This is a genomic window from Winogradskyella algicola (genome assembly GCF_005869935.1).
Classification (GTDB): domain Bacteria; phylum Bacteroidota; class Bacteroidia; order Flavobacteriales; family Flavobacteriaceae; genus Winogradskyella; species Winogradskyella algicola.
Genome location: NZ_SZQF01000001.1, coordinates 460,879 through 484,615 on the forward strand (window position 1 = coordinate 460,879; position 23,737 = coordinate 484,615).

General features: G+C 34.9%; 13 protein-coding genes. 3 read left to right on the plus strand and 10 right to left on the minus strand.

The window, feature by feature from the left end:
* The first annotated feature begins 2 nt into the window (after nucleotides 1-2).
* Nucleotides 3-2,255 carry an efflux RND transporter permease subunit gene (locus tag FC091_RS02000; protein ID WP_138432604.1) on the plus strand — a complete coding sequence of 751 codons (2,253 nt, stop codon included), beginning with the start codon at nucleotides 3-5 and terminating at the stop codon, nucleotides 2,253-2,255.
* A 1-nt stretch (nucleotide 2,256) separates the two neighbouring features.
* Here the strand turns inward: FC091_RS02000 and FC091_RS02005 are convergent, their stop codons facing one another.
* The 8 genes from FC091_RS02005 to FC091_RS02040 form a co-directional block, all read right to left on the minus strand.
* The gene (locus FC091_RS02005; protein ID WP_138432605.1) at nucleotides 2,257-3,168 is read right to left on the minus strand and encodes an ABC transporter ATP-binding protein; all 912 of its coding nucleotides are present in this window, start codon (nucleotides 3,166-3,168) and stop codon (nucleotides 2,257-2,259) included.
* A gap of 68 nt (nucleotides 3,169-3,236) precedes the next feature.
* A complete protein-coding gene (locus tag FC091_RS02010) occupies nucleotides 3,237-6,374 on the minus strand; it encodes an FG-GAP-like repeat-containing protein (protein WP_138432606.1) in 3,138 nt (1,045 codons plus the stop codon).
* 13 nt (nucleotides 6,375-6,387) lie between these two features.
* Nucleotides 6,388-7,749 carry an Ig-like domain-containing protein gene (locus FC091_RS02015; RefSeq protein ID WP_138432607.1) on the minus strand — a complete coding sequence of 454 codons (1,362 nt, stop codon included), beginning with the start codon at nucleotides 7,747-7,749 and terminating at the stop codon, nucleotides 6,388-6,390.
* 163 nt (nucleotides 7,750-7,912) lie between these two features.
* Nucleotides 7,913-10,078 carry a prolyl oligopeptidase family serine peptidase gene (locus tag FC091_RS02020; RefSeq protein WP_138432608.1) on the minus strand — a complete coding sequence of 722 codons (2,166 nt, stop codon included), beginning with the start codon at nucleotides 10,076-10,078 and terminating at the stop codon, nucleotides 7,913-7,915.
* 152 nt (nucleotides 10,079-10,230) lie between these two features.
* On the minus strand, nucleotides 10,231-11,220 hold the full coding sequence (locus FC091_RS02025; protein WP_138432609.1) for an aspartate-semialdehyde dehydrogenase: 990 nt from the start codon (nucleotides 11,218-11,220) through the stop codon (nucleotides 10,231-10,233).
* Nucleotides 11,221-11,411: 191 nt separating this feature from the next.
* Nucleotides 11,412-11,813 (minus strand): large conductance mechanosensitive channel protein MscL, encoded by a 402-nt coding sequence (gene mscL / locus FC091_RS02030; protein ID WP_138432610.1) that lies wholly within the window; start codon nucleotides 11,811-11,813, stop codon nucleotides 11,412-11,414.
* 80 nt (nucleotides 11,814-11,893) lie between these two features.
* On the minus strand, nucleotides 11,894-13,003 hold the full coding sequence (alr, locus tag FC091_RS02035; protein ID WP_138432611.1) for an alanine racemase: 1,110 nt from the start codon (nucleotides 13,001-13,003) through the stop codon (nucleotides 11,894-11,896).
* Nucleotides 12,987-13,643 carry a thymidine kinase gene (locus FC091_RS02040; RefSeq protein ID WP_138432612.1) on the minus strand — a complete coding sequence of 219 codons (657 nt, stop codon included), beginning with the start codon at nucleotides 13,641-13,643 and terminating at the stop codon, nucleotides 12,987-12,989. The genes alr and FC091_RS02040 overlap by 17 nt, the downstream gene beginning before the upstream one ends.
* 169 nt (nucleotides 13,644-13,812) lie before the next feature.
* On the opposite strand from FC091_RS02040, the gene FC091_RS02045 reads away from it, so the two are divergent.
* Nucleotides 13,813-14,559 carry a hypothetical protein gene (locus FC091_RS02045; protein WP_138432613.1) on the plus strand — a complete coding sequence of 249 codons (747 nt, stop codon included), beginning with the start codon at nucleotides 13,813-13,815 and terminating at the stop codon, nucleotides 14,557-14,559.
* Here the strand turns inward: FC091_RS02045 and FC091_RS02050 are convergent.
* Entirely contained in the window at nucleotides 14,556-17,969 is a 3,414-nt protein-coding gene (locus FC091_RS02050; RefSeq protein ID WP_138432614.1) for a DUF7933 domain-containing protein, read from the minus strand. The genes FC091_RS02045 and FC091_RS02050 overlap by 4 nt on opposite strands.
* A gap of 91 nt (nucleotides 17,970-18,060) precedes the next feature.
* Between FC091_RS02050 and rsmI the strand changes: the two genes are divergently transcribed.
* Entirely contained in the window at nucleotides 18,061-18,729 is a 669-nt protein-coding gene (gene rsmI, locus FC091_RS02055) for a 16S rRNA (cytidine(1402)-2'-O)-methyltransferase (RefSeq protein ID WP_138432615.1), read from the plus strand.
* A 433-nt stretch (nucleotides 18,730-19,162) separates the two neighbouring features.
* On the opposite strand, the gene FC091_RS02060 is transcribed toward rsmI, so the two are convergent.
* On the minus strand, nucleotides 19,163-23,737 hold the full coding sequence (locus FC091_RS02060) for a TonB-dependent receptor plug domain-containing protein (RefSeq protein ID WP_138432616.1): 4,575 nt from the start codon (nucleotides 23,735-23,737) through the stop codon (nucleotides 19,163-19,165).

Here is a 23,737-nt window from a genome sequence, read left to right on the forward strand (position 1 = left end):
TCATGAAACGACTAAAACGCATCATACCAGTTATCATTAAATTCAGAATCGCAATAATTGCTGTTTTGGCTGTACTTATGGCGTTTTCGGGTTATCAAACGCTTAACAAGTTAAGTGTAGATAATTCATTGTCGATTTGGTTTCTAGAAGATGATCCTAGTTACAAAGCTTATATTGATTTTCAAGAAAATTTTGGGTCTGATGAAATTTTTATTGTCATGCTTCCTGTTGAAAATGCTATTGGCGAAGCAGAAGTGAGCAAACTAAAAGAATTACATCAAACGGTTGAGGCCTTACCTTATGTAAAGACAACTTTTAGTCTTGCCAAAGCGAAATATCCTATATACTCAAATAACAACATAAGATTTGATGATTTATATAACCCAAAACGAAGTGAAAAAGGCTTAAAAAGTCTGTTTTCAAAATTATCAAATATCACGTCACAATTGGTTACTGAGGATTATAAAAATCAGTTGTTTTACATTCAAATGAAACCGACGCCAACCATCGAGGAAGACCGTCAAGAAATTGCTGTAGAGATTAAAAATGTGATAGATCAAACGTATTCAGATTATTATCTCACGGGTCCACCAGTATTGAATGAAGCCTACAGTAAAGGAATTTATAAAGAGAGTTTAATCTTTGGGATTCTTACGGTTTTAGTGATAACCATATTGCTGTTATTTTTGCTTCCAAGCAAACGCTACCTGCTTATTGCGTTACTCTCTGTTGCGGTTCCGGTTAGTTTATTATTTGGATTAATCACATCGCTAGGTTTTGCCTTGAATATGATTTCCATGCTGATTCCTACAATTTTAATGGTCTACAGTGTTAGTGATGCCGTTCATATTATAAATATTTACCATAAAGAAGGTCTTGCCAATGGTTCTTTTTCAAAAATTGACCTCATAGCTATTGCTATACGGAAGAGCTTAACACCGTGTTTTTATACTACTTTAACAACGCTTGTTGGTTATTTTGCTTTGTATTTATCACCATTACCAGCCTTTAAGAATATGGGTGTTTTTACCTGTATTGGCCTATTGTTGAGTTTCTTTTTGGTATACATCATTACGATAATAGGTTTTAGTTTTATGAATTTAAATTTCGAAAAAGCCAAACCTATTTTAAGTTTCAAAAATTATTCTCAGTCGCGTTTTATTGAATGGTTGAATGGTTTTACGAGTCAATATAAAAATTCACTGATTGTAGGTTTTACGGCAGTGCTTTTATTCGGAATATATTCTATTTTTCAGGTTAAGATTGATACTAATTCTAGAGATTTATTAGCAGAAGGAAAAGCTAAAACAGATTTAAGAACTGTTGAGGTTGAATTAGGTGGAAGCAACAGGCTACAGCTCAATATTGCAATAAAAAATGATGAAGTTATTTTAGGGAAAGACGCGATAAATAAATTAGAAACGTTTCAGAACAAGCTCGAAGCTAATCCTTTGATTTCCAATCCAGTTTCTGTAGTCACCATTAAGTCTTTTTTAGAAAAACGCAATCCGGTTTTGTTTCAATCTAATGTTTCAGAAGCCAAACTCAAAAACACACTTAAGAATGTAGATTCTAATGACAATAGCTTCTTTAAATTATTTTCTGAGGATTTATCAACCGCAGGTTTTACGTTGACCTTAATGGAAATGCGAACTTCAGAATTAGAGCAGGTTTTAGAGGATATAAAAGAAGCTTTTCAAGCTACATTCGACACAGACAAATACGAGCTCAAAATCAATGGATTTGCAGTCGTCTTTGCACAATTGAACAAATTTATTTTAGAGACACAGTTTAAATCCTTTTTTGTCGCCTTCTTTGTCGCCTTTTTATGTCTTTTGATATTTATAAAGAATTTTAAAACCACCATTTTAGTACTTATTCCAAACATTTTACCATTGGCTATGCTGGCTATTTTAATGAGTTTATTGGATATTCCATTGGATGTTACTACAGCCATGATTACACCAATTATGTTAGGAATTGCGATGGATGATACCATACATTTAGTCCATAAATACAGACGAAGTAAATACATAACAGGTACACCAGAAGAGCGCATGGATAATGCAATGCGCTATACGGGAAATGCCTTATTTTCAACGACCATTGCATTGGTTGGTGGATTCCTTATTATAGCATCGAGCGCTACACCTTCAGTACAAGATTTTGGATTGCTTTGTGCAGTAACTGTGGCTATGGCATTAATAACTGATGTTTTTTACTTACCAGCCTTGTTGAAAAAACTAGACAAATAGCTTATTGAACAATTTCGAAACACACATTTGAACCCGATTTTATTTCGGTGTGATGTGTGATAAAAATTGAATGCGTTTGATACACTGCTTCAATCAGCCAAGAGTTTCCGTTGAAATAGGAATGCTTTACAACTGCTTCAAAGTTTGATTGGTCTGTAATTCTGAGCTGATGTGCGTAGTATAAAGTATTATCAATTTCTGAAAACTCACCAAAAAATGAAGCTACTAGTGGCAGTTTAGGATTGTTGTATATATTTTGAGGCGTGTCCTTAATAACGATTTCTTTATTATGAAGCACCATCATTTCATCAGCAAATCCAAGCACATCATTTTTGTCGTGTGTTGCCACCACACAGCTGATATCTTTCTCTTTTAAATAACCAAATATACTTCGTCGTAAGGACTGCTTTTTAAAATTATCGATATTGCTAAAAGGTTCATCTAACAATAAAATCTCAGGTTCCTTAGCCAATGCTCTTGCCAATGCCACACGTTGTTTTTGGCCACCACTTAGATTTTTGACTTTTCTATTTGCAAAAGCTTCAAGTTCAACAACCTTAAGTAATTCATTTGTTCTTAGTTCTTTTTGTTCTGGGTAGAAACGTGACAGGTGTTTCCCAATATTCTCTGAAACGGTTGTGTATGGCATTAAATCGAACTCTTGAGTCACATATTTCATAAAATCGTAACCCACAACCAAATTAAAAGCTGGACCAAGAATTTGTTCGCCATTCCACCAAACTTCACCCTGTTTTAAATCGTATTCACCAAAGATGAGCTTAAGAAGCGTGCTTTTGCCAGAACCACTTTCGCCAATGATAGCAAGCGTGTCACCTCTTGGAACATCGAAACTGATGTTTGACAACACTTTAGATTTGGTATAGGCAAAAGAGACGTTTTTAACTTGAAGCATGGTGCAAAAATACCACAAAAAAACCGCTTGATTTCTCAAACGGTTTTTTTAATGATTGATTATTTATATCATTTTTTGATAAACTTTCTCCTGATGCTTCTACCATCGGATTCAATTCTAAGGAAGTAAACACCGCCTTGAAGACTAGAAACATTTAACTCATTATTAGTTATCATTTGATTGAAAACGCGTTTGCCAGAAACATCAAAAATAGTTGCAATTTTTTCTGTTAAAACAGCCGAAGCTCTAATTTTTAAAACATCTTCAACAGGATTAGGATAAATAGAAATATCAGCGAATGCTTCCTCCTCTATACTCAGAGGGGCTGAACCTTCAACAAGAATATGAGTTGAATTAATACTTGGATTTTCAAAAACATCTACCACTCCAGATGGCCAGTAAACTCTAATTTCTGTAATTGAGGTCTCGGTGCCGAGTCCAAAGTGCACGTTTAATGAGCTCATAAATTCAAAACCTTCACCGCTTCTCACATCTCTTATTTGAGTTCCGGAAGGTGTAACCAGTTCAACACGTGCTCCAATACCATTTCTGTTACTATAATTTGGTGTAACATGTGCCATACCTACAGTGTTTATTTTAACCCAATTGTTACTATTACCTTGGTTATAATATCTAACACCATTGTAGTACGCGTCTATGAATCCGTCATTGTTTAAATCACCAAAACTACCGTTCTTATAGTTAATCTGTTGATCATCTGCATCCTCAAACGTCATATCTCCTTTTCCGTACATTATAGAGCCATTGCTAATAATATCAAGGTAACCATCGTTATCAATGTCGTGAACAGAACTCTCCCACCCTGTAGGTGCGACAATTCCAGCTCCAGAAGTAACATCAGTAAAAATGTAATCGTTATTAGGGTTTCCATCATCTGAAAAACCACTGTTTTCCATTAATTTATGAGTACCAGAACTCGCACCAACAAATACATCCATATCACCATCATTATCAAAATCGCCCCAGGCAGAGGACCAGGTTTGCATTGGATCTGCCAAGCCTATAATAGCAGCATTCTCGGTAAACGTACCATCACCATTGTTGGTCACCATAATATTTGTTCTTCTTTCAACTGCTCCACCACATTTTGCAACAAATAAATCAATATTTCTATCATTATTATAATCTATCCAGATAGAACCATAATCACCTCCTGAAGGATAATTGCCCAACGAATAAGGTGCACCAGGCGTAACATCAGATTGATAAAAAGTTAAGTTTCCTGAACCGTCGTTTATAAAATACACGTTTGGCTCTACGTCGTGACAAACAAAGGCATCAAGATTACCATCATTATTTATGTCAACAAAATTTGAGCGTTGGGAGAATACGTACTGCGTTGTGGATTGCTCTGTAAAACTTGTACCGTCATTACTCGCTTGCATAAACGTAACACCACTACCAGCACCATAAAGCAAGTCTGTTTTTCCATTAGCGTCAAAATCTGCCGCAGCCATACTCCATGTTGGTAAATAGTCGGCGTTTGGTGTAGTTATATTAATATTTGTAAAAGACCCATCTGTATTTTGTTGTTGTATGTTAATATTTGTTGAGGTAACACCAACAATATCATCTAAAAAGTCACCATTCATGTCTACCACCGCTAAGTCAGATCCACTAACACTTATAGGTTGCTGAGAGAAATTAATTCTTGAAGGAGCTTGTGTCGTAAACGTATAAGGACCAGAGAAACCAGATGTTTCCCCTGTACAATTAGATTGAACATAAAAATCATAGCTAGTACCAGATGATAATCCATTTAAATTATAATTTGTTGCATTAAGATTGTTTACAGCATTTCCTGAGCCTTGCGTAAATCCTTCTGTTCCCCATTCAATATTCCATGAGTTTGCTATACCATTTTCTGTCCAACTCAAAATAGCTGAATCTAAAGATATTGAAGTTGCATCCAAACTACTTGGATCAGGACAACTCGCTCCTTCTTCTATACATAAGTCAGCAGTTCCGCTTTGCTGATCCTTCCAAATCACAGCATAATAGGTTGCACCAGGTGTTAAACCTCCTACTAGACCAGACGAATCGCCAGCATTGAATCCATTATTGGTACATACAGATACAGAAGCACCACCGCAAGAGTCGTACACTTCTAAACCAATACTATTTGCAGCTCCACTAAAATTAAAAACTACTGAACCAATGGTAGGTGCGGTAAAACTCACAAAATAGCCATAGTTTCCTACAGCATCACAACTAGGGTTTTCATTAGAAGCATCGATATCAATTGCTGTACTGAAGTCAAAAGTCGTCGGTGTTGCTGTGCTACAGTCTTGTTCTACGGTCATGCTTATTGCGGAAGCACATGCTACACCAGAAGGCGAGGCTGTTCCAAAACCAATTGGTCCAACAAAATTTGATAAATTACTAGCTCCACCACAATCAGATTGTATATAAAACTTATAATCTGTATCTGCTGTTAAACCTGTTAAAGTAAAGGGATTTGATGAGGTTGTAATAACATTTCCCGTTCCAGGTGTAAATCCAACCGGACCCCATTCAATATTCCATGCTGTTGCAACACCGATTTCAGTCCAAGTTAAGTCTGCAGTGGTTTCAGTAATGTTAACAACATTAAGGTTAATAGGGTCTAGGCAAGAATTAGAAGGGTCTAGAGACGTAATTGTTGGAGAAGTTAAGCACCAGCCCCATTGCCAACCATTTTGATCATCATAATTAATACGATATCTAAAACCTGATAATTGTGTAGCAGTAAATCCTGTTATATCAAGAACTCCTGTTGTGTAAGATTCTGTATTAGAACATGTTTCGTAATCAGAACCAGCAGAATTACCTGTGAATGTCCACAATGTGTACCATGTTGTTGTGTCAGCATCATAAGCTTCTATTGATAATACATCGTTTCCTAATGGTCTATATACGTAATCACCGCTTATAATGATCCAATTTTCACCAGCAGAACTTGCTGCAGTTAGATCAATTACAGGTGACGTCGCTTGTATCGTGTCATCAGAGCTTGATCCCGCAGCGTCATCATCAAAAGTAAATGTTGAGCCAGTAGTCGTAGGGTTAGATAAAAGCCCAGTAGCAGTATATGTTCCTGTTAAAGACCAGTTACTATTTGGCCAATTTGCGTTTTCATTTAAAACCTGAGCATTGCCCAAGCAAAATGTAAAAACCGCGATAAGTAAGAGTGTAATTTTTTTCATATCTTTTTTTGTGTTAGTCGCAATTATTTAAAGAATTTATCCATTCTTCTATTAGGTCAATACCTTCTTCGTGGTTAGTTGTTCTTCCTAATAAAGGCATTCTAAAAGATTCATCAGTAGTACTTATTCTGTAATAAAGTATGGATAGGTCGGTGTCATTGGGCTTTACAATATAAGAATTTGGAATGAATTGAGTTTCAGGCTCTACACAAACGCCTAAATTTGCTAAGTCTTCTGTTAAATGAAAAGCAAATCTCATGGGTCTGTAATTGCAATGACCATCATCAGAGTGGCAATGTGCACAATTTATATCTAGATAAGAGCGGACCCTTGCTTCAAGAGGTTGAGAATTATCATCCCAAGCGACAGTGGAATTTATATCATCTGGAACATCAGAGTTTAAATATCCAAATTCTATAAGTTTACGCAGTTGGTTTGCAGCACCATCAGTGTAGTCATAATTCTTATTCAAATTCTGAGGCTTTAAACCTATAGTTGTTGGATCGTCTAATTGGTTGTGACAAGTAAAGCATTCGGCTCTAGAAGGTATTCTATAATTTGTCGTCTTTATATCTTCACCCTCTAACCAACTTAGATTAACGATACTGCCAGAGTTTGTAAAAAAAGCTTCCGTTTGTGCTTCATTCCAGACATAATTTGCAAAATCCCATCCAGTTTCCTTTTTATACATGAGTCGCGTCTCAATAATTTTTGTCGAATTATCGGGCTGTACATTGTTGTAAAAGAAACTTTTTATAATAACACTTCCTACAGGAAAATCTAAAGGTGTATAATCATTAATATAGTTAGCTTTTACTCCATTAGGCATCCATATGAAACGTTTTTTCTTTGCATAATCTGTAAATAAAGGTGAAATGAGGTCATATGGAAAAACACCAAACGTAGGATTAAGGTTATTTAAATCTCCTTCGAAGAAATTATATGATGACAAAGTTTCGTGCGGAGTATCACCTTCAAACATATTTACAGTAGATAAAGATGAAATTGATAAAGAGATACTTTCTGTTGAGCAATTTTCAGATGTATCACATATAATGTATTGCATAGAATCTTGACCAATAGTGTTTGAATTTGCAGTGTAAACTATGAAATCATCATTAACATTATCTGGTGTATTATTATCATTAATTACTGCAGAACCTAAAGATGGCTGCGTTATAGATAGCGTACCTGATTGGGGAATATTAGAATCGTTATTGAATATAAATATCTCAATTCTAGAGTTTTGAGATAAGAAAACTTCGTCTGGATTAGTTTCAATAGATAAAGGCGTTGTGCTGTCGTCTGATTCACTACAAGATGACAATGATAAGATAGTTAAAAAAAACAGTTTTAGAATGTAATTCTTTTTCATGTATTGATGACAACGTATTAGTAAAACAGCTTCAACAAAAAAACTCCTACTTTTTTAACAAAAATAGGAGTAAATCTAAGACTTTTTAATTAAATCTTTTATAATCAATTAAAAAAAGATAAACGACAATGTAAAATACCTTAAAATTAAAATACGTGAAAGGTTAACCTTTTACTTTTTCCTTTGTTTTACTTGGTAGTACATCAAAGCCCATATTATAAAGAGTAAACCCGAAAATATCAGCGTATTGTTCAATGGTTTTACTTACAGGAGTGCCAGCACCATGACCAGCATCGGTTTCAATTCTAATAAGTGTTGGGTTGTCACCAGATTGCTTGCTTTGTAACTCCGCAGCAAATTTAAAACTGTGAGCTGGAACCACTCTATCATCATGATCTCCAGTTGTTACCAAAGTTGCTGGGTATTCAACCCCTTCTTTTACATTATGCACAGGTGAATAGCCTTTTAAGTAATTAAACATTTCTTTACTATCCTCTGCTGTACCGTAGTCGTATGCCCAACCTGCACCTGCAGTAAAAGTGTGGTATCGTAACATATCTAAAACTCCAACAGCAGGCAATGCAACTTTCATTAAATCTGGTCTTTGCGTCATTGTTGCGCCAACTAATAAGCCTCCGTTAGATCCGCCTCTAATAGCTAAATAATCTGATGAGGTATATTTTTCTGAAATTAAATATTCCGCTGCAGCAATAAAGTCATCAAAAACATTCTGTTTTTTCATTTGAGTACCTGCATTATGCCATTTTTTTCCATACTCTCCACCACCACGCAAATTAGCTACAGCATATATTCCACCTTGTTCCATCCATACGGCATTTGTAATACTAAAACTCGGTGTAAGAGAGATATTGAAACCACCATAACCGTATAATATAGTTGGGTTTTTACCATCGAGCTCTAAACCTTTTTTGTGCGTTATTATCATAGGAACTTTTGTGCCATCCTTAGAGGTATAAAACACTTGTTTGCTTTCGTAATTTTCAGGATTAAAGTCTATGTTTGGTTTACGATATAATTTAGATGTTCCTTCCTCAATATTATATTTGTAAATACTGCCAGGAGTAACATAATTTGTAAAAGAATAATACAATTCTTTTTCTTCTTTTTTAGCACCGAACCCACCAGCACTCCCAACGCCAGGTAGCTTTACTTCTCTTACAAGTTTTCCATCGTAATCATACTGCAAAACTTTAGAAACAGCATCTACCATATATTCTGCGAAGAAATAACCGCCTCCTGTAGATGGGCTAAGTACATTTTCGGTTTCGGGAATGAAATCTTCCCAATTTTCTGGTTTTGGGTCTGATGCATCTACGGTAACAACTTTTTGATTAGGTGCATTAAGGTTTGTCATAATATAGAGTTTAGAACCTACATTTTCTATGATGTTAGAGTCTGAGTCAGTATGTCCTAAAATTTCAACAAAAGGAGCGTTTGGTTTGGTAAGGTCTTTTATATAAAGCTTATTTCCTGACGTAGAGACTCTAGGCGTGATGATGAGATAGCGGTCATCTTCCGTTACGCCACCATAAATATAGCGATGCTTTTCTTCTGGAGTACCACCATATATTAATTGGTCTTCAGATTGTTTAGTACCTAGCTTATGATAATAGACTTTGTGTTGGTCTGTTTTTGCAGAAAGCTCACTCCCTTTTGGTTTGTCGTAGCTTGAGTAATAGAAGCCTTCGTTTTTGTACCAAGACATACCACTAAACTTAATATCGACTAAGGTGTCTTCAACGATTTCCTTGGTCTCAGTATTCATTATTAGAATTTTCCTCCAATCACTACCACCTTCAGAAATTGAATATGCTAGTGTTTTTCCATCTTTAGAAAAACTTAGACCACCTAAGGAAATTGTTCCATCTTCTTTAAAAGTATTTGGATCTAAAAAGACCTCTGCAGTCTCTGGATCGGCATTATTTTTATATCTGTAGATGACGTACTGGTTTTGTAACCCATCATTCTTGTAGAAATAGGTGTAATCACCTTCTTTAAAAGGGGAACCAATTTTTTCGTAGTTCCATAGTTTAATAAGACGTTCTTTGAGCTCTTCTCTGTAAGGGATGTTATCTAGGTAGCCAAACGTTGCTTCATTTTGAGACTTTACCCAGGCTTCGGTTTCGGCACTTCTGTCATCTTCTAGCCAACGGTAAGGATCGGCTACATCTTCACCAAAGTAATTGTCTACGGTGTCAACCTTTTTGGTTTCGGGATAGTTTACAGTAATAGGTTTCACTTTTTCGGATTCGTTTTTACAGGAAACAAAAATACTTAGTAATGCAGTACTTAGAAGTAATTTTTTCATAATTGGTTTTTAAAATTAAACCTCAATAAAAGCCTGACTTAAGACTGTATTGAGTTGAATATTTTTAGATGTAGATGAGTTTCTAACATCTTCGTTAGAAAACGAGATTAAAGATACAAAATTTTAAGATGGGCCTAAAAATTATAGAAAATCTAAATGAGATTATTATTAACCAAGTATTCTGCAATTTGTATGGTATTTGTAGCAGCACCTTTTCTAAGATTGTCACTAACTACCCAAAGGTTTAGAGTATTAGGCTGAGAGCCATCCCTTCTTATTCTGCCCACAAACACATCGTCTTTACCATTAGCATACATTGGCATTGGATATACATTTACATCTAAGTTATCTTGTACAGTAACACCTTGGGTATTATCTAATATTTGCCTTACTTCGGTTAAGTCAAAATCATTTTCAAATTCCACATTTACAGCTTCGCTGTGTCCTCCTGCGGTTGGAATTCTTACAGCAGTAGCTGTTACGGCAATAGTTCTGTCATCAAGGATTTTTTGAGTTTCCCTTACCAGTTTCATTTCTTCTTTTGTGTATCCGTTTTCTTCAAAAACATCACAATGAGGTATAGCATTTTTGTGAATTGGGTAATGGTAAGCCATATCTCCTTTTTTACCAGCTATTTCATTTTCTAATTGCTCTACAGCTTTTACACCGGTTCCAGAAACAGATTGATATGTAGATACAACAATACGTTTTATTTTGTATTTACGGTGAAGTGGTGCCAATGCCATAACCATTTGTATAGTTGAACAATTAGGATTGGCAATAATTTTATCTTCTTTGGTTAATTCGCCAGCATTAATCTCTGGTACAACAAGTTTTTTAGATAAATCCATTCTCCAAGCTGAAGAGTTATCGATAACAGTTGTACCAACCTCTGCAAATTTTGGTGCCCATTCTAAAGACGTACTTCCTCCAGCTGAGAATAGTGCTATATCTGGTTTTTTTTCAATTGCAGAAGGTATGCTTATAACTTGATGTTGTTTCCCTTTAAATTCTATGGTTTTACCAACAGAACGCTCAGATGCTACCAAAAGCAATTCATCGATTGGAAAGTTTCGTTCTTCAAGAACATTCAACATAACATTACCTACTAATCCAGTTGCACCTACTACAGCTATTTTCATCTGTTATTTTTAAAAAATTATGTGACAAAATTAAACAAAATAAAGCCCTCAATATTAATAAAAGAGAAGCTTTTAACATTAAAAAAGTATAGTGTTAATTATTTAACTTTTTAGTTTTCAAAAAGAAAAACCCAGACCTTAAGTCTGGGTTTAGTTAATAGATATGTAGTATAGCGGTAGCTATATTTTATTTACTTTTTTAAAGAATCTCTGATCTCCATTAATAAATCTATTTCAGACGGACCTGCAGGTTCTTCTGGCGCAGGCTCTTCTTTCTTCTTCATTTTGTTAACACCTTTTACAACCATAAACATTACAAATGCTACAATAATAAAGTCTATAACATTAGTTAAAAAAGTTCCGTATTCTAACCATACTTCGCCTACCATTTCTCCTGCGTCGTTTAATTCCCCATCTTTTAATTTGTGTCTTAATGCTTTAAAGTCAGAATCGAATATCAAACCAATTAATGGCGATACAATTCCACCTGTAAATGCTGTAACTACTTCTTTAAAAGCAGCACCCATTACAAAACCAACAGCAATGTCTACAAGGTTGCCCTTCATTGCAAATTCCTTAAATTCTTTTAACATAATTTAGTGTTTTAAATAGTTAGTATATATGTTAGTGAGATACTAAAATAAGTAAAAAGTCACAATTTGTTAAAAAAACCTTAAGTAGAGATAATGTTTCTACTAACACGTTGAGATATTGCGGTAATAATTTCATAAGAAATTGTACCTGAAGATTCTGCAAGATTAGAGGCCTTGTGTGAGCCATCAAAGATGATAACTTCGTCTCCTTCACTACAGTCAATATCCGAAACATTAACCATGATCATGTCCATGCATACATTACCAATGATTGGAGCTTTTTGTCCGTTGATAAACACAAAGCCTTTCTCTTTACCATAAACTCTTGTAATGCCATCAGCATGGCCAATAGGTATTGTAGCGGTTTTCTCTAATCCTTTAGCCTTATAAGCTCTATTGTATCCTACGGTTTCTCCTTTTTCAATATTATGGATTTGAGATATTACTGACTTTAAACGAGCAATAGGTTTTAATTTTTGGTCTTCTAAAACGGAGTTTCCAAAGCCATAAAGTCCTATGCCACTTCGCACCATGTCTAAATGTCCTTTGGGATAGTTTATAATTCCTGAAGTGTTACATAAATGCAACCATGGCTTGTAGTCTAATTTAGACTTAAAATCTTCAGCTATAGACTTAAACGATTTTATTTGATTATTAGTGAAGTCTGTTTCATTTTTGTCTTCACTGGCAGCTAAGTGCGAAAAAAGAGACTTCACTTTTATGGATGTAGTTCTGTTGAGTTGTGAAGCTATATAATCCACATCATTTCTACCAAAACCAAGACGGTTTAAGCCTGTGTTAAATTTAACGTGGATAGGATAGTCCTTTTGAGATTGATCTTCTGCAACCGAAATGAATTCATTTAAAATTCTTGCACTATAAATACTGGGCTCTAAACAGCGTTCTATTAAAGTTTTGAAATTAATTGGCTGTGGATGAAGTACCAAAATAGGTGTCGTAACACCAGCATCTCTGAGTAAAACACCCTCTTTAGCGTATGCAACAGCTAAGTAATCTACATTGAGTGATTCTAAATGTTTGGCTATAGCAACGGAATCACTGCCATATGCAAAAGCTTTAACAACAGCTAAAAATTTAGTGCTGGGTTGTAGTTTGGATTTTAAATAATTGAAATTATGTGTTAAGGCACCTAAATCAATTTCAAGAACAGTTTCATTCGCTTTTGGCATCAGACTTATTTTCTTTAGCATTGATTTCTTCAGCGTCTTTTACTTTCATTTGTCTCACTTTATCTCTAAGCATGGACTTATAAAAAGCAGCACGACTTAGGGGTTCGTATTCTTCAACTTCACCAAGCAAGACCAAATCATCGCTCTGCGCTTTTCTGTAACTATACTGCGCTAAATTTCCTGTTTTGGTACAGATAGCATGCACCTTTGTAACATACTCTGCAGTTGCCATAAGGTAAGGCATAGGACCAAAAGGGTTTCCTTTAAAATCCATATCCAAACCAGCTACAATAACACGAATGCCTTTGTTGGCTAAATCATTACAAACCCTAACAATTTCATCATCAAAAAATTGCGCTTCATCAATGCCAACGACATCACAACCATCTGCTAAAATTGGAATATTTGCAGCTGCAGGCACTGGAGTGGATCTGATTTCATTAGAGTCGTGAGAAACCACCATTTCGTCATCATACCTTACATCTACTGCAGGTTTAAAAATTTCAACTTTTTGTCGGGCAAATTGAGCACGCTTTAATCTGCGAATCAGCTCTTCGGTTTTACCAGAGAACATTGATCCACAAATCACTTCAATCCACCCAAATTGTTCTTTATGATTTACCGTATTTTCAAGAAACATTTCGTAATTTTAGCACTAAAACGTAGTCAATTTTCGTTTGTATAAAGGTCAATCAAAAATATTAAAAATCAAAAGCAATTAGGATGAAACATATACTATTTATTTTTAAATAAGAATAGTATAGTTTGAAATGTTACATCTGACTTTGTTTAACATTAAATCAAATGATATGAAAAAGAAATTAGAATCAGAATTAATAAGTATAGCACATAGGATTCTAAAATTAAAAGGACGAGAAGATGTCGATAGAATGCATGAAGAGGTTGCCAAGCTTTATGAAAAGCTAACGGTTTTAAAATTTGCCCACGAAAATTTTGAAGATGACATGCCAACTATTGGTAATGATTCTTCATTTTTTGGGATGCTAGATACAGCTTTTAATAATACCGTAAGTGATAATATTGAGGTTGGAAACAAAACCTATGTTAATCTTGATGAGGTAGAGGACGACGGCATTATGGAACCTGTAATGGAAAAGATTAAAGACATGGTAGCTCAGATGCCAGGCGAAAGTCAACAGGTAGATATCATGGTTGAAGAAGTGGTTGCCAATGAAAAACCAAAAACTATAGAGTTTGAAACCATTAGTTCTGATTTTGGCAATATTCCAGAGTTTGAGCCTATTGAAGATGCTAAAAAACGTGAAGCTGAGCAAGCTAAAAAATCATTAAATGATAAATTAAAAGGGAACGGATTACAGATTGGATTGAATGATAAATTAGCCTTTATAAAACATCTTTTTGAAGGTAAAAGTGAAGACTATGACCGTGTCATCTCTCAAATTAACACTACAGACTCTCTTGCAGAAGCCAGAGCACTTATCTACGAAATGGTAAAGCCAGATTATAATAACTGGGAAGGCAAGGAAGACTACGAAGAACGCTTTATAGAAATTGTTGAAGGTAAATTCAGTTAATAATTAAGATAAACATACCCTTGTAGAGGCCTTGCTAATCCATTAATTTCTAAAATGTAAAAATACGTACCAACAGGAAGTAATCCTGACGATGCAGGTATGCCTCTATTTGCTCTACCATCCCAAGTATTGTCGTAATTATTGGTTTGATAGATTAATGTACCATAACGGTTATAAATTTTAATTCTATTATCAGGAAAGCGTTCTATGCAAGGAATTACTAAATAGTCATTTTCTAAATCTCCGTTAGGAGAAATTCCTTCAGGTACAGACAAGCAGTTAGATATTTCTACAATGGCTTCATCTTCATTGTTAGTCTCATCTCTATCCACTTCATTTAAAGTATTGAGAAAAGCAACATTCAATAAATTGGTTGACGAAACTACCAAGACCGTAATCTGTAAAGTTTCGGATTGGCTTGGGTTTAAAACAGGGATTGCCCAAGAAAATGTATTATCATCAAAAACTCCAGAGCTGACTGTAGCGGAAATGTATTCATACCCAATTGGAAGTGCGTCTAAAACTTCAACAGCAGACGCTTGAGTTGTACCCACATTTGTTGCAGTGATAGTAAATGTTACTTCCTGACCAACAATAGCTTCTGTTGGCTCAACAGATTTTAGAATTTCTATATCTACGTTAGAAGTATCTACAATAACATTTAAAGTAGCACTGACTTGTGATGCATCTAGGTTATTGGTGTCACTTATGTTTTGAAAGTCATTAAGGTACGTACCAGCACTGTCTGATGTTACCATTACTGAAAATGTACAACTCTCAACTCCGTTCGGAAAGGCTAAATCCGTAATTCCAACAAAAGTATCTCCAGCAGCTCCAGTAAATGTAGCTGTACAACCATTAGCCTCTACCCAAATCGGAGATGAAGATAAGGTTACGCCTGCTGGTAAATTATCCGTAAATGCGATTCCATTTTGAGTTGGATTGGTTGCGATGTTATAAACCGTAAAAATCAATTCGCTTTCACCTCCTTCTAAAATTGTATCTGGCACAAACATTTTTTCTAATATTGGTGAAATCACCTGAACACTATTTACCGAGATATTAGTTTCTGGAGTCAACTCTTCATTGTCTGCTGCACTCGGAAAAGCTTCGGCAATATTGTTAAACCCACCACCAAAACTTGGAGCAGCAACAGGAATAGTGACTCTAACCGTAGAACCTGCTTCCATTGTGGGAATAATACCTGTTATAGAATTGCCACTAATGTTGAATGTAGAAATACAGGTAGCACTACCAGATGTAACGCTACAGTTTGGTGTACCTAAAATAGTAAAAGCATTATCTAAGATACTTTCAAATTGTACATCAATAGCGCTAGAGCTTGTTACACTATTACTAATATCTACAATCCAATCAAAAGATTCTCCAGTATCTACTTGGGCAAATTCAGGATACGTTTGTACTACTAAATCTATACAAGGCGCAAAGTATGTTTGTACAAAAGCAGTGTTATTGCCAAGATTAGTCTCAGGAACATTGTTTACATAATTAACTCGCACATAATTTGTGCCAATCATAGGTAGTGTAGAACATTCTGGCTGCCAATCTATGGTAACGATAAATGACACTGAACTATTTGCTGGGAGTATCCAATTGTCCTCGGGCAAAATTTCCCAAAAGGTGTCAAAACTACCATCTTCAGTTACACCATCAAAAGTAACACCTATGTTAGTATTTGCAATAGTAAAACAGGAAGCAGTACCAGTTGTTCCCGAACATTCCACACTCACTAAAGTTCCAGTAATAGGTACATCACCAGCCAATGGAACAGGCATGTGGTCTTGTACTTGTATAGGTTCATCTGTATTACCATCATTGGTTACAGTAATTTCATAGGTTATTTCGCCCCATTCTGCAGTATTTGTTTGCGAACTTCCAATAGGAGATTCAGGGAAAATTTGAGTTTTTGTAACCTCAATATCAGAAATATCCTCTTCATCGCAAGGTTCCTCCGTTGGAAGTGTAAGATAGTTATAGTAATAATTGTTGTCTGGATTTATATCTATGGTTTGAGTAGGTAAGAGTACTATCTGACTTTTTATTGTAGCGTCCACCTGATTTGGAAAAGGGTTGCATGGTGGTTCAAGAAAAATAACTACAGTCTCAATAGTTATTGTGGTATTAGGTTGAAGTACAAACTCACTAGTAACCCATAATTGACCATTATCTGAAATTGTAAAATCTTCACAAGTAACAGGTCCAGTAGTTGCTGTACAACTAACAGAAATGATGTCCCAATCGACATTTGCGGATAAATTTTGGATAAAGAAAAACAAAGGAGCTTCAGAAGGCCCATTATTACATGCTGTTGTAACTAAAGAAACTTCTTCATTATAGTCTATATCTGTAGTATCTGTGGGATCAACAATTTCGGTTTCAATACAAACATCTGTTGTTGGGCATTGGTCTGCGTTTGGAAGAATAGTTTCTACAAAATTAGATAGGTTTGATGAGACATTATCATGGTTTAAACCTATTTCAATAAAGCTATCAACCATAATAGGCATAGGGTCTGGCGAGCATGTAAAGTTGGTGTAGCGATATACCATTTCAAAAGTAATACTTCCTCCAGAAGTAATTTCAGCACCATCATTAAAATTAAATAATGTTGGAGCAGTAACACTATTTGATGAGTTTACAGTTGTAGAAGCCGTAGTAAGACCTGTTAAATCAGGACACATAGTTCCGTTAGTACTATCTATACACTCCAAAGAAATGAACTCGGCAAATGGCTGACCGTTACCAACCATTGATGTTAAAATTAATCGACCTCTAATAATGTCCACAGGAAAGTCTATCTCACTATTATTGGTAATAGTAAATTGATAAGTAACCTGGTCTCCCCAAGCACTAACAGGCGTTCCCGGAGTAGGTGAAATTTGGGTGTGAGTTACTTCAAAATCAATAACAATATCCAACACATCTATAGAAATAATAGATTGGTTATTACTAGTGTTAGTATCGGTAGTACCTGTGGGTGGACTTATTGTTCCATTAACTGCAATACCGCCTAAGTTGGTTGGTGCAGAGGCTAAAACCAAGAGTTCTACACTAGAGTTGTTGGGCATATTAGCCACAGTAGCTGTCAAAACATTTGCTGTAATTACAATACCTGAAACATCGGACGCTCCGTTAATATTATTTTGAGAACTTGTTGAAATTATAGTAATCTCATCATCAAAATCTATGGAAATACTTGCGTTACTAACAGTATTACCAGAATTAGACAGCGTGATTAAATATTGAAAATCTTCATATATATCTACTTGCGAAATAGGAGTGCCATCAAGATTTTGAGCCTCAATGTTTATAGATAAATCTGTGGTTTGGGTAAATAAAAAAGAGGCATTACATAAAAGGAATAATAAAAGACAAAGTGATTTCTTCACAGGTTGGTTTTCTATCTAGATGTAGTTTCTTACAAATGGTTGCGTTAAGATATTCAAAAGATTGTAAATTTGAGATTAAGATTTATAACACATGAAACTATACCTAGTTCCAACACCAATTGGAAATTTAAAGGATATCACTTTTAGGGCCATTGACGTTTTAAAAGAAGCAGATCTTATACTTGCCGAAGACACTAGAACATCTGGAAAGCTTTTAAAGCATTTTGAAATTACCACTCCTATGCAAAGTCACCATATGCACAACGAGCATAAAACGGTAAATAGTATTATTGAAAAACTAAAGTCTGGACTTACAATTGCTGTGATTAGTGATGCTGGTACGCCTGCGATTTCCGATCCTGGATTTTTGCTGGTTAGAGCTTGTGTAGAAAACAATATTGAGGTTGAATGTTTGCCAGGCGCTACAGCCTTTGTGCCAGCTTTGGTAAATAGTGGTTTGCCAAACGATAAGTTTGTGTTTGAAGGGTTTTTACCAGTAAAGAAAGGTCGCCAAACCCGATTGTTACTTTTAGCCGAAGAAACCCGAACCATGATTTTTTACGAAAGTCCACATAAGTTGGTAAAAACCTTAGGACATTTTTGTGAGTATTTTGGTGAAGACAGACCAGTTTCTGTATCAAGAGAGCTTACCAAACTTTATGAAGAGACTGTAAGAGGAACAGCAAAAGAAGTTTTAGAACATTATACCAACAAACCACCAAAAGGTGAGATTGTTGTTGTGGTTGGTGGGAAGAAATAAACCTGTATTGATATGCTAGGATAAGTCATAGATAAAGCCACAATATGGTGTTCAGAGAAATCTTTAAACGAAACCACTACTAAAAAACAGCATTTAAAATGGCAATCAAATCTTCTGGCTTATATATGAATAGTAAAATAAAAATTATTATTAAAGGATAAATTAGTTTGTAAACTAAAAAGCGTATTATCTTTAGTGAATACTTACCTCTTATTTTAGGGAAATTTGCCATAACTAGTTCATTTTATGCTAAACTAAATCAAGCAAAAATGTTTTGCTGTGACATGGTTTGCAATATGGTAAGAAAAAACACAACAGAAACTTTTTAATACACTGATAATTAGACTACTAAGTTTTAAAATTTTTTCATAAAATAGAAAAAACCTCACCATTTCTGATGAGGTTTTTTAACATTAAAATATTTGAGAAGTTACTAATCTTTAATCTCAATACTATTCCCTGAGATCCAAGTTTTGTTGTCATCTCCATAATACAGATAAACAGTACTTGCAGGTGCTTGGTATTGGCCAGCAATATCAGCTTTTAAGTCGAGCCTAATAGTTTTGGTTTCTGAAGCTTTAAATTCTCGCCAGTAAAACACCAGATAATTATCAAAAACCTCATAAAAAGCCACTTTATTTTCTTCTAAAATCTTTTTTAATTGCCATGGTTGAGCTGTTGTTCCAGATGGTATGCCAACAATTGTGGTGACCATACCCAAGGGTTCTGCATTGGTGTTTGCCACAGCGATATTAAAACTCACATTATCGCCAACCATGTGGTTTTGTCCAGTAATTGTTGTTTCGAGTTGTAAAGGACAAGCCTCTGAACTATCTGGTAACGTGCTATCCCAATTTACATTCAAAGTATAAGGAAATGTTGTCTTTGGGTTATTAAACTTAACTGCAATAGTCTGTTTTCCTTGTTGTAGATAGTTCTCAAAACCGTTAATGGTAATTTTTCCATCGTCTGAAAGTTCTAATTTTTTAGTTATCGATTTACCATTAATTACTAACGTGATATCATCGTTTTCCTCAAGTATTTTTTGCTTTTGACTTTTTGTGTAATTAATCAGTGCTTTAAGAGCCATTGCTGTTGCTTGTGTAGATCCAAAACGGTTGTTTTTACGTTGCTTAATCAGATAATCTATGCCTTCTGTTACAAGCATAGTATTTTCGTTTTTTTCATCCATTAAAGCTAGTACTGTAAGTGCTACGGTTTCTATCTGTTTAGAGTTACCATAAGATCTAGTAATTGTATTTTCTACAGGTATTTTTTCAAAACCATACTCCTCAATATTTGTTTTTATTTTGGTTAAAAGTGTTTTAAAGTTCGTTTCTTTATTGAGGTTATGACTAGCCATGGCCAGTAATGCCATTTTATAAGTATCACTACTTTTTATGGCATCTGCATAGGCTGTGTTATATTCTAACATATAATCTGCATTGACACCAGATTCGCTTAATGCATAGACAATGTAGGCGTTGGCAACATCTGTTGGAGAACTAGCAAAACTATCATAGCCTTTTTTACTTTTTTTGAAACCACCTTTACCGTCTTTTCGGCTTAAAAGCCAATCTACAGTTCTGGAAATCATTTTGTCGCTTACACCATCATATACTTCTTTCATTTCAGTAAATTCCAAAATACCATAAGCGGTTAAGGTTTCGTGAGGAGGAGTATGACCAAACCATTCAAAACCACCTTTAGAAGTTTCAAAACCAATAAGTCTTTTGTAGCCTTGTTTTATAAAATCTAGGGCTTTAGCTTCAATTTCAGGATTGCTTTTGCCAGCTTCCTTAAGGTATTTTAAGACCATAATATTAGGATATGTTGAAGATGATGTTTGCTCAAAACATCCATAAGGCTGACGGATTAATGACTCAATACCATCCATAACATCACCTACAATGTCTGTATAAATATTAAACTCTGTGGTAATACTATTTTTAACAGCATGGTTAATTTCAAAGTCAAACAGTTGAGATTCTGAACCAGACAGTGATAAAGAAGTTGGGAAATAAGGGCTTAAAATGGTTACCTTTTTCTTGATGATATCCTTATAATCTTCAGATTCTGCAAGAATGGAAATGTCTAAGTCTCTACCCTTTTCAATAGGTATAACTTTTATGGTTTTGGTGACAGCGTTTTTAGCTTCCACGTTTAGTTTTTCGTCAATAGACGATACCAACTTTAAATGTTTCCGTAATAGAAACTTTAAATTAGTTGCCATGGCTTTTTCAGTTTCATTGGTAATGGTAATTGGTAGTGAAACGGTATCATTCAGCACCATGTAATTAGGTGTTTTAATGTCTATGTTCAATAACTTCTTTGTAGCGTATAATTTGTCAGCTTTACCTACAAGGCCATTATAACCAATGCCTTCAGCAGAAATTTTAAATGACGTTACAGCATCAGAGTTATAAAATTCAATTTTGGCAACACCATCAGCATTAGTTTGTACCACAGGATTCCAGTATATGGTTTGTCTAAAATCGGTACGCTCTTCTGGTAGATTTTTTCCTTCATAAATTGGCATGTAGAAACTTCTTGGAGTGTTTGTGTAGTTTTGGTTATAGTGATAAAATTGCTTTACAGCGTAATTTTTATAATCTCTGTTATTTAATCGTTTTATTGCGCCACTACTATTTGGGTATTTTCCGTGTTTTGTATTTATAAGAATAACACCATTAGAACCTCTACAACCATAAATGCTAGTTGCAGCAGCATCTTTTAGAATTACCACATTATTTACTTGCTGCGGATTGATGTCACCCAAGGCCGAACTATCGTAAGGCACACCATCTACCACAATAAGAGGCTGATTATTACCAGATACACTTCCAAAACCTCTGATTCTAACCGTTGGCGCGCTTCCTGGTTGTCCACTACGATTAATTACGTTTACACCAGCAACCTCACCAGCCAAAGCATTTAATACAGAATTACCATTTGATGCAATCTCTTCTGAAGACACAATTGATGCAGCACCTGCAAAGCTTTTTTTACGTGTAATACTGTAACCCACAACGACAACTTCGTCCAAGCCATTTTTATTTTCTTCTAAACCGACAGAGATTTGTGCCTTTTGTTTAATAGCCTTTTGTAGCGGTTTTTCATTTTTAATAAAAGATTTAATATTCTCTTTGTTTTCTATGGTTTTAGTTGGTGTTTGGCTGTAATAGTTTCCTTTTTTTAAGGTTGTTTCTTTAATAGTAACATGTTCTCCATTGTCATTATAGGCTAATAAAGTCAAATGATAATTATTGTTGAATTTAAAAGTAAAAGAACCATCTTCTTCGGTGTCAAAAACCAAAACTTTATTTCCCTTACTATCAAAAAGCAGCAAATGTGCTTGTGTTGGTTTTCCTTTTTTATTGAGTACCACACCAGTTTGTACGGCACTTTGTTCTGGTAGGTATTGTGCATTTTTTTTAGTAACGGTAGGCGCATTAATATAGTCTCGCCAACCATGAGTTAGCATCACATAATCTATTGCTTTTTTTGATTTTGGCTCTTTTGGATTCAAGTAAAAATCTGGTTTATGAATTTTACCTTTCAATTCAGAAGACACCAATAAATAAGATAAAATATGGTCTTGCTTGTCGTCAGTAAAGGACAGTAATTTATTATCCGCAACGGCTAATGATAAGTTTGCAGAGATAGGATTCTGCTTCTCATCGTATGTTTTTATACTAAGTTTTACTTTTTCTCTAGTATTGTACACTTCCTTATCTAGGCTGAGGTCTACATGAAGTTTTTTGTGAGGATTTAGAAACACCAAACGCTCTGCAAATGTACTGCCATATTCATTTTTTAGACTGAATTTGGTAATACCCATAGGATATTCTGAAGTGTTTAAGCTTATATTTTTCTTGAGACCGATTTCCTTTTTTAAAAGCAATGTACTTGCATTAGAAACCTCAAGAAATAAAGGAGTGCTATAAGTTGAAAAAATATCTAAATTGGTGGATAGACTATCAGTTGTAACAGAAAACCGAACACCATTTTCATGCACTTTTGGTAGCTGAATTAATTCCTCAGAACGAAAAGGTTCTATGATCTTAGCATAGTAAACTTCGTCTTTAATTGGGTTAAAATTGAAGCTTCCCATACCATCATGATAACTTCCAAAGTTTGAAACGGTTTCTCCTTTCGCATTTAGAATATCGCCTTTGAGATCTACAGGTTTTCCAAATTCATTAAGAGCTTTAAAAGCAACGTTGTTTAAAGTACCAGCTATAATTTTACCACTTTCGGGCAAAAACTGAAGATCAATTGTATTTAAAACCACAGGAACAGCTCTTGAGATAGATTCTGTAGTGCCTTTGTGATATACCAAAGCGTTTAAAACCACATCAACGGACGCCAAGTTCTCTGGTAATGTAAAGCTAGGTTTGGCTTTACCGTCTTTGTCAGTAACCACTACATCATTTATAATGCCTGTGCCTTTTACACTCACTTTATACGTAACTTCTGTGTGCGATAAAGGTTGATTTTTTAAATCCTTAACTTCAAGATTTGCTATAACCTCAGAGGATTTTCCGTAGCCTTCTTTTTCGAATTTTAAATTAAGCAACAGCTTAGGTTTTACCACTTTTTGAATAGTGATTTTTTTGGTGAAAAATGAATCTTCACCATAATTACGCATCCAATTGGTGTAGCATTTTAAAGTATAAATCCCACCAACCCAATCAGAGTTTATATCAAAATTTCCGTAAGCATATCCTTGTTTTACATTAAGATTTAAGGATGTTACAACAGCACCTTTAGGCGAAATTAATTCCGCATGCATTACATCGCTAATGGTCGTAATAGTATTGTCTGTACCTACGATATAAGATTTAAACCAAATGGTTTCTCCAGGAAAATAGAATGGTCTGTCGGTTTGTGTGTATATCTTCTCTAATGGATTATTAAAGGCTTCAAAAGCTTTATAAGACAGTAACGTAAAGAAGCAAAGTCCGGCAATTACCAAAAGTTTGGTATTTTGTATACGTTTTTTCAT

Excerpts from the sequence above, each read along its gene's own strand:
- mscL (WP_138432610.1), bottom strand. The coding sequence starts at position 11,813 with ATGTTAAAAGAATTTAAGGAATTTGCAATGAAGGGCAACCTTGTAGAC.
- rsmI (WP_138432615.1), top strand. The coding sequence starts at position 18,061 with ATGAAACTATACCTAGTTCCAACACCAATTGGAAATTTAAAGGATATC.
- FC091_RS02045 (WP_138432613.1), top strand. The coding sequence starts at position 13,813 with ATGAAAAAGAAATTAGAATCAGAATTAATAAGTATAGCACATAGGATT.
- FC091_RS02015 (WP_138432607.1), bottom strand. The coding sequence starts at position 7,749 with ATGAAAAAGAATTACATTCTAAAACTGTTTTTTTTAACTATCTTATCA.
- FC091_RS02005 (WP_138432605.1), bottom strand. The coding sequence starts at position 3,168 with ATGCTTCAAGTTAAAAACGTCTCTTTTGCCTATACCAAATCTAAAGTG.
- FC091_RS02010 (WP_138432606.1), bottom strand. The coding sequence starts at position 6,374 with ATGAAAAAAATTACACTCTTACTTATCGCGGTTTTTACATTTTGCTTG.
- FC091_RS02060 (WP_138432616.1), bottom strand. The coding sequence starts at position 23,737 with ATGAAAAAACGTATACAAAATACCAAACTTTTGGTAATTGCCGGACTT.
- FC091_RS02020 (WP_138432608.1), bottom strand. The coding sequence starts at position 10,078 with ATGAAAAAATTACTTCTAAGTACTGCATTACTAAGTATTTTTGTTTCC.
- FC091_RS02040 (WP_138432612.1), bottom strand. The coding sequence starts at position 13,643 with ATGTTTCTTGAAAATACGGTAAATCATAAAGAACAATTTGGGTGGATT.
- alr (WP_138432611.1), bottom strand. The coding sequence starts at position 13,003 with ATGCCAAAAGCGAATGAAACTGTTCTTGAAATTGATTTAGGTGCCTTA.
- FC091_RS02000 (WP_138432604.1), top strand. The coding sequence starts at position 3 with ATGAAACGACTAAAACGCATCATACCAGTTATCATTAAATTCAGAATC.
- FC091_RS02025 (WP_138432609.1), bottom strand. The coding sequence starts at position 11,220 with ATGAAAATAGCTGTAGTAGGTGCAACTGGATTAGTAGGTAATGTTATG.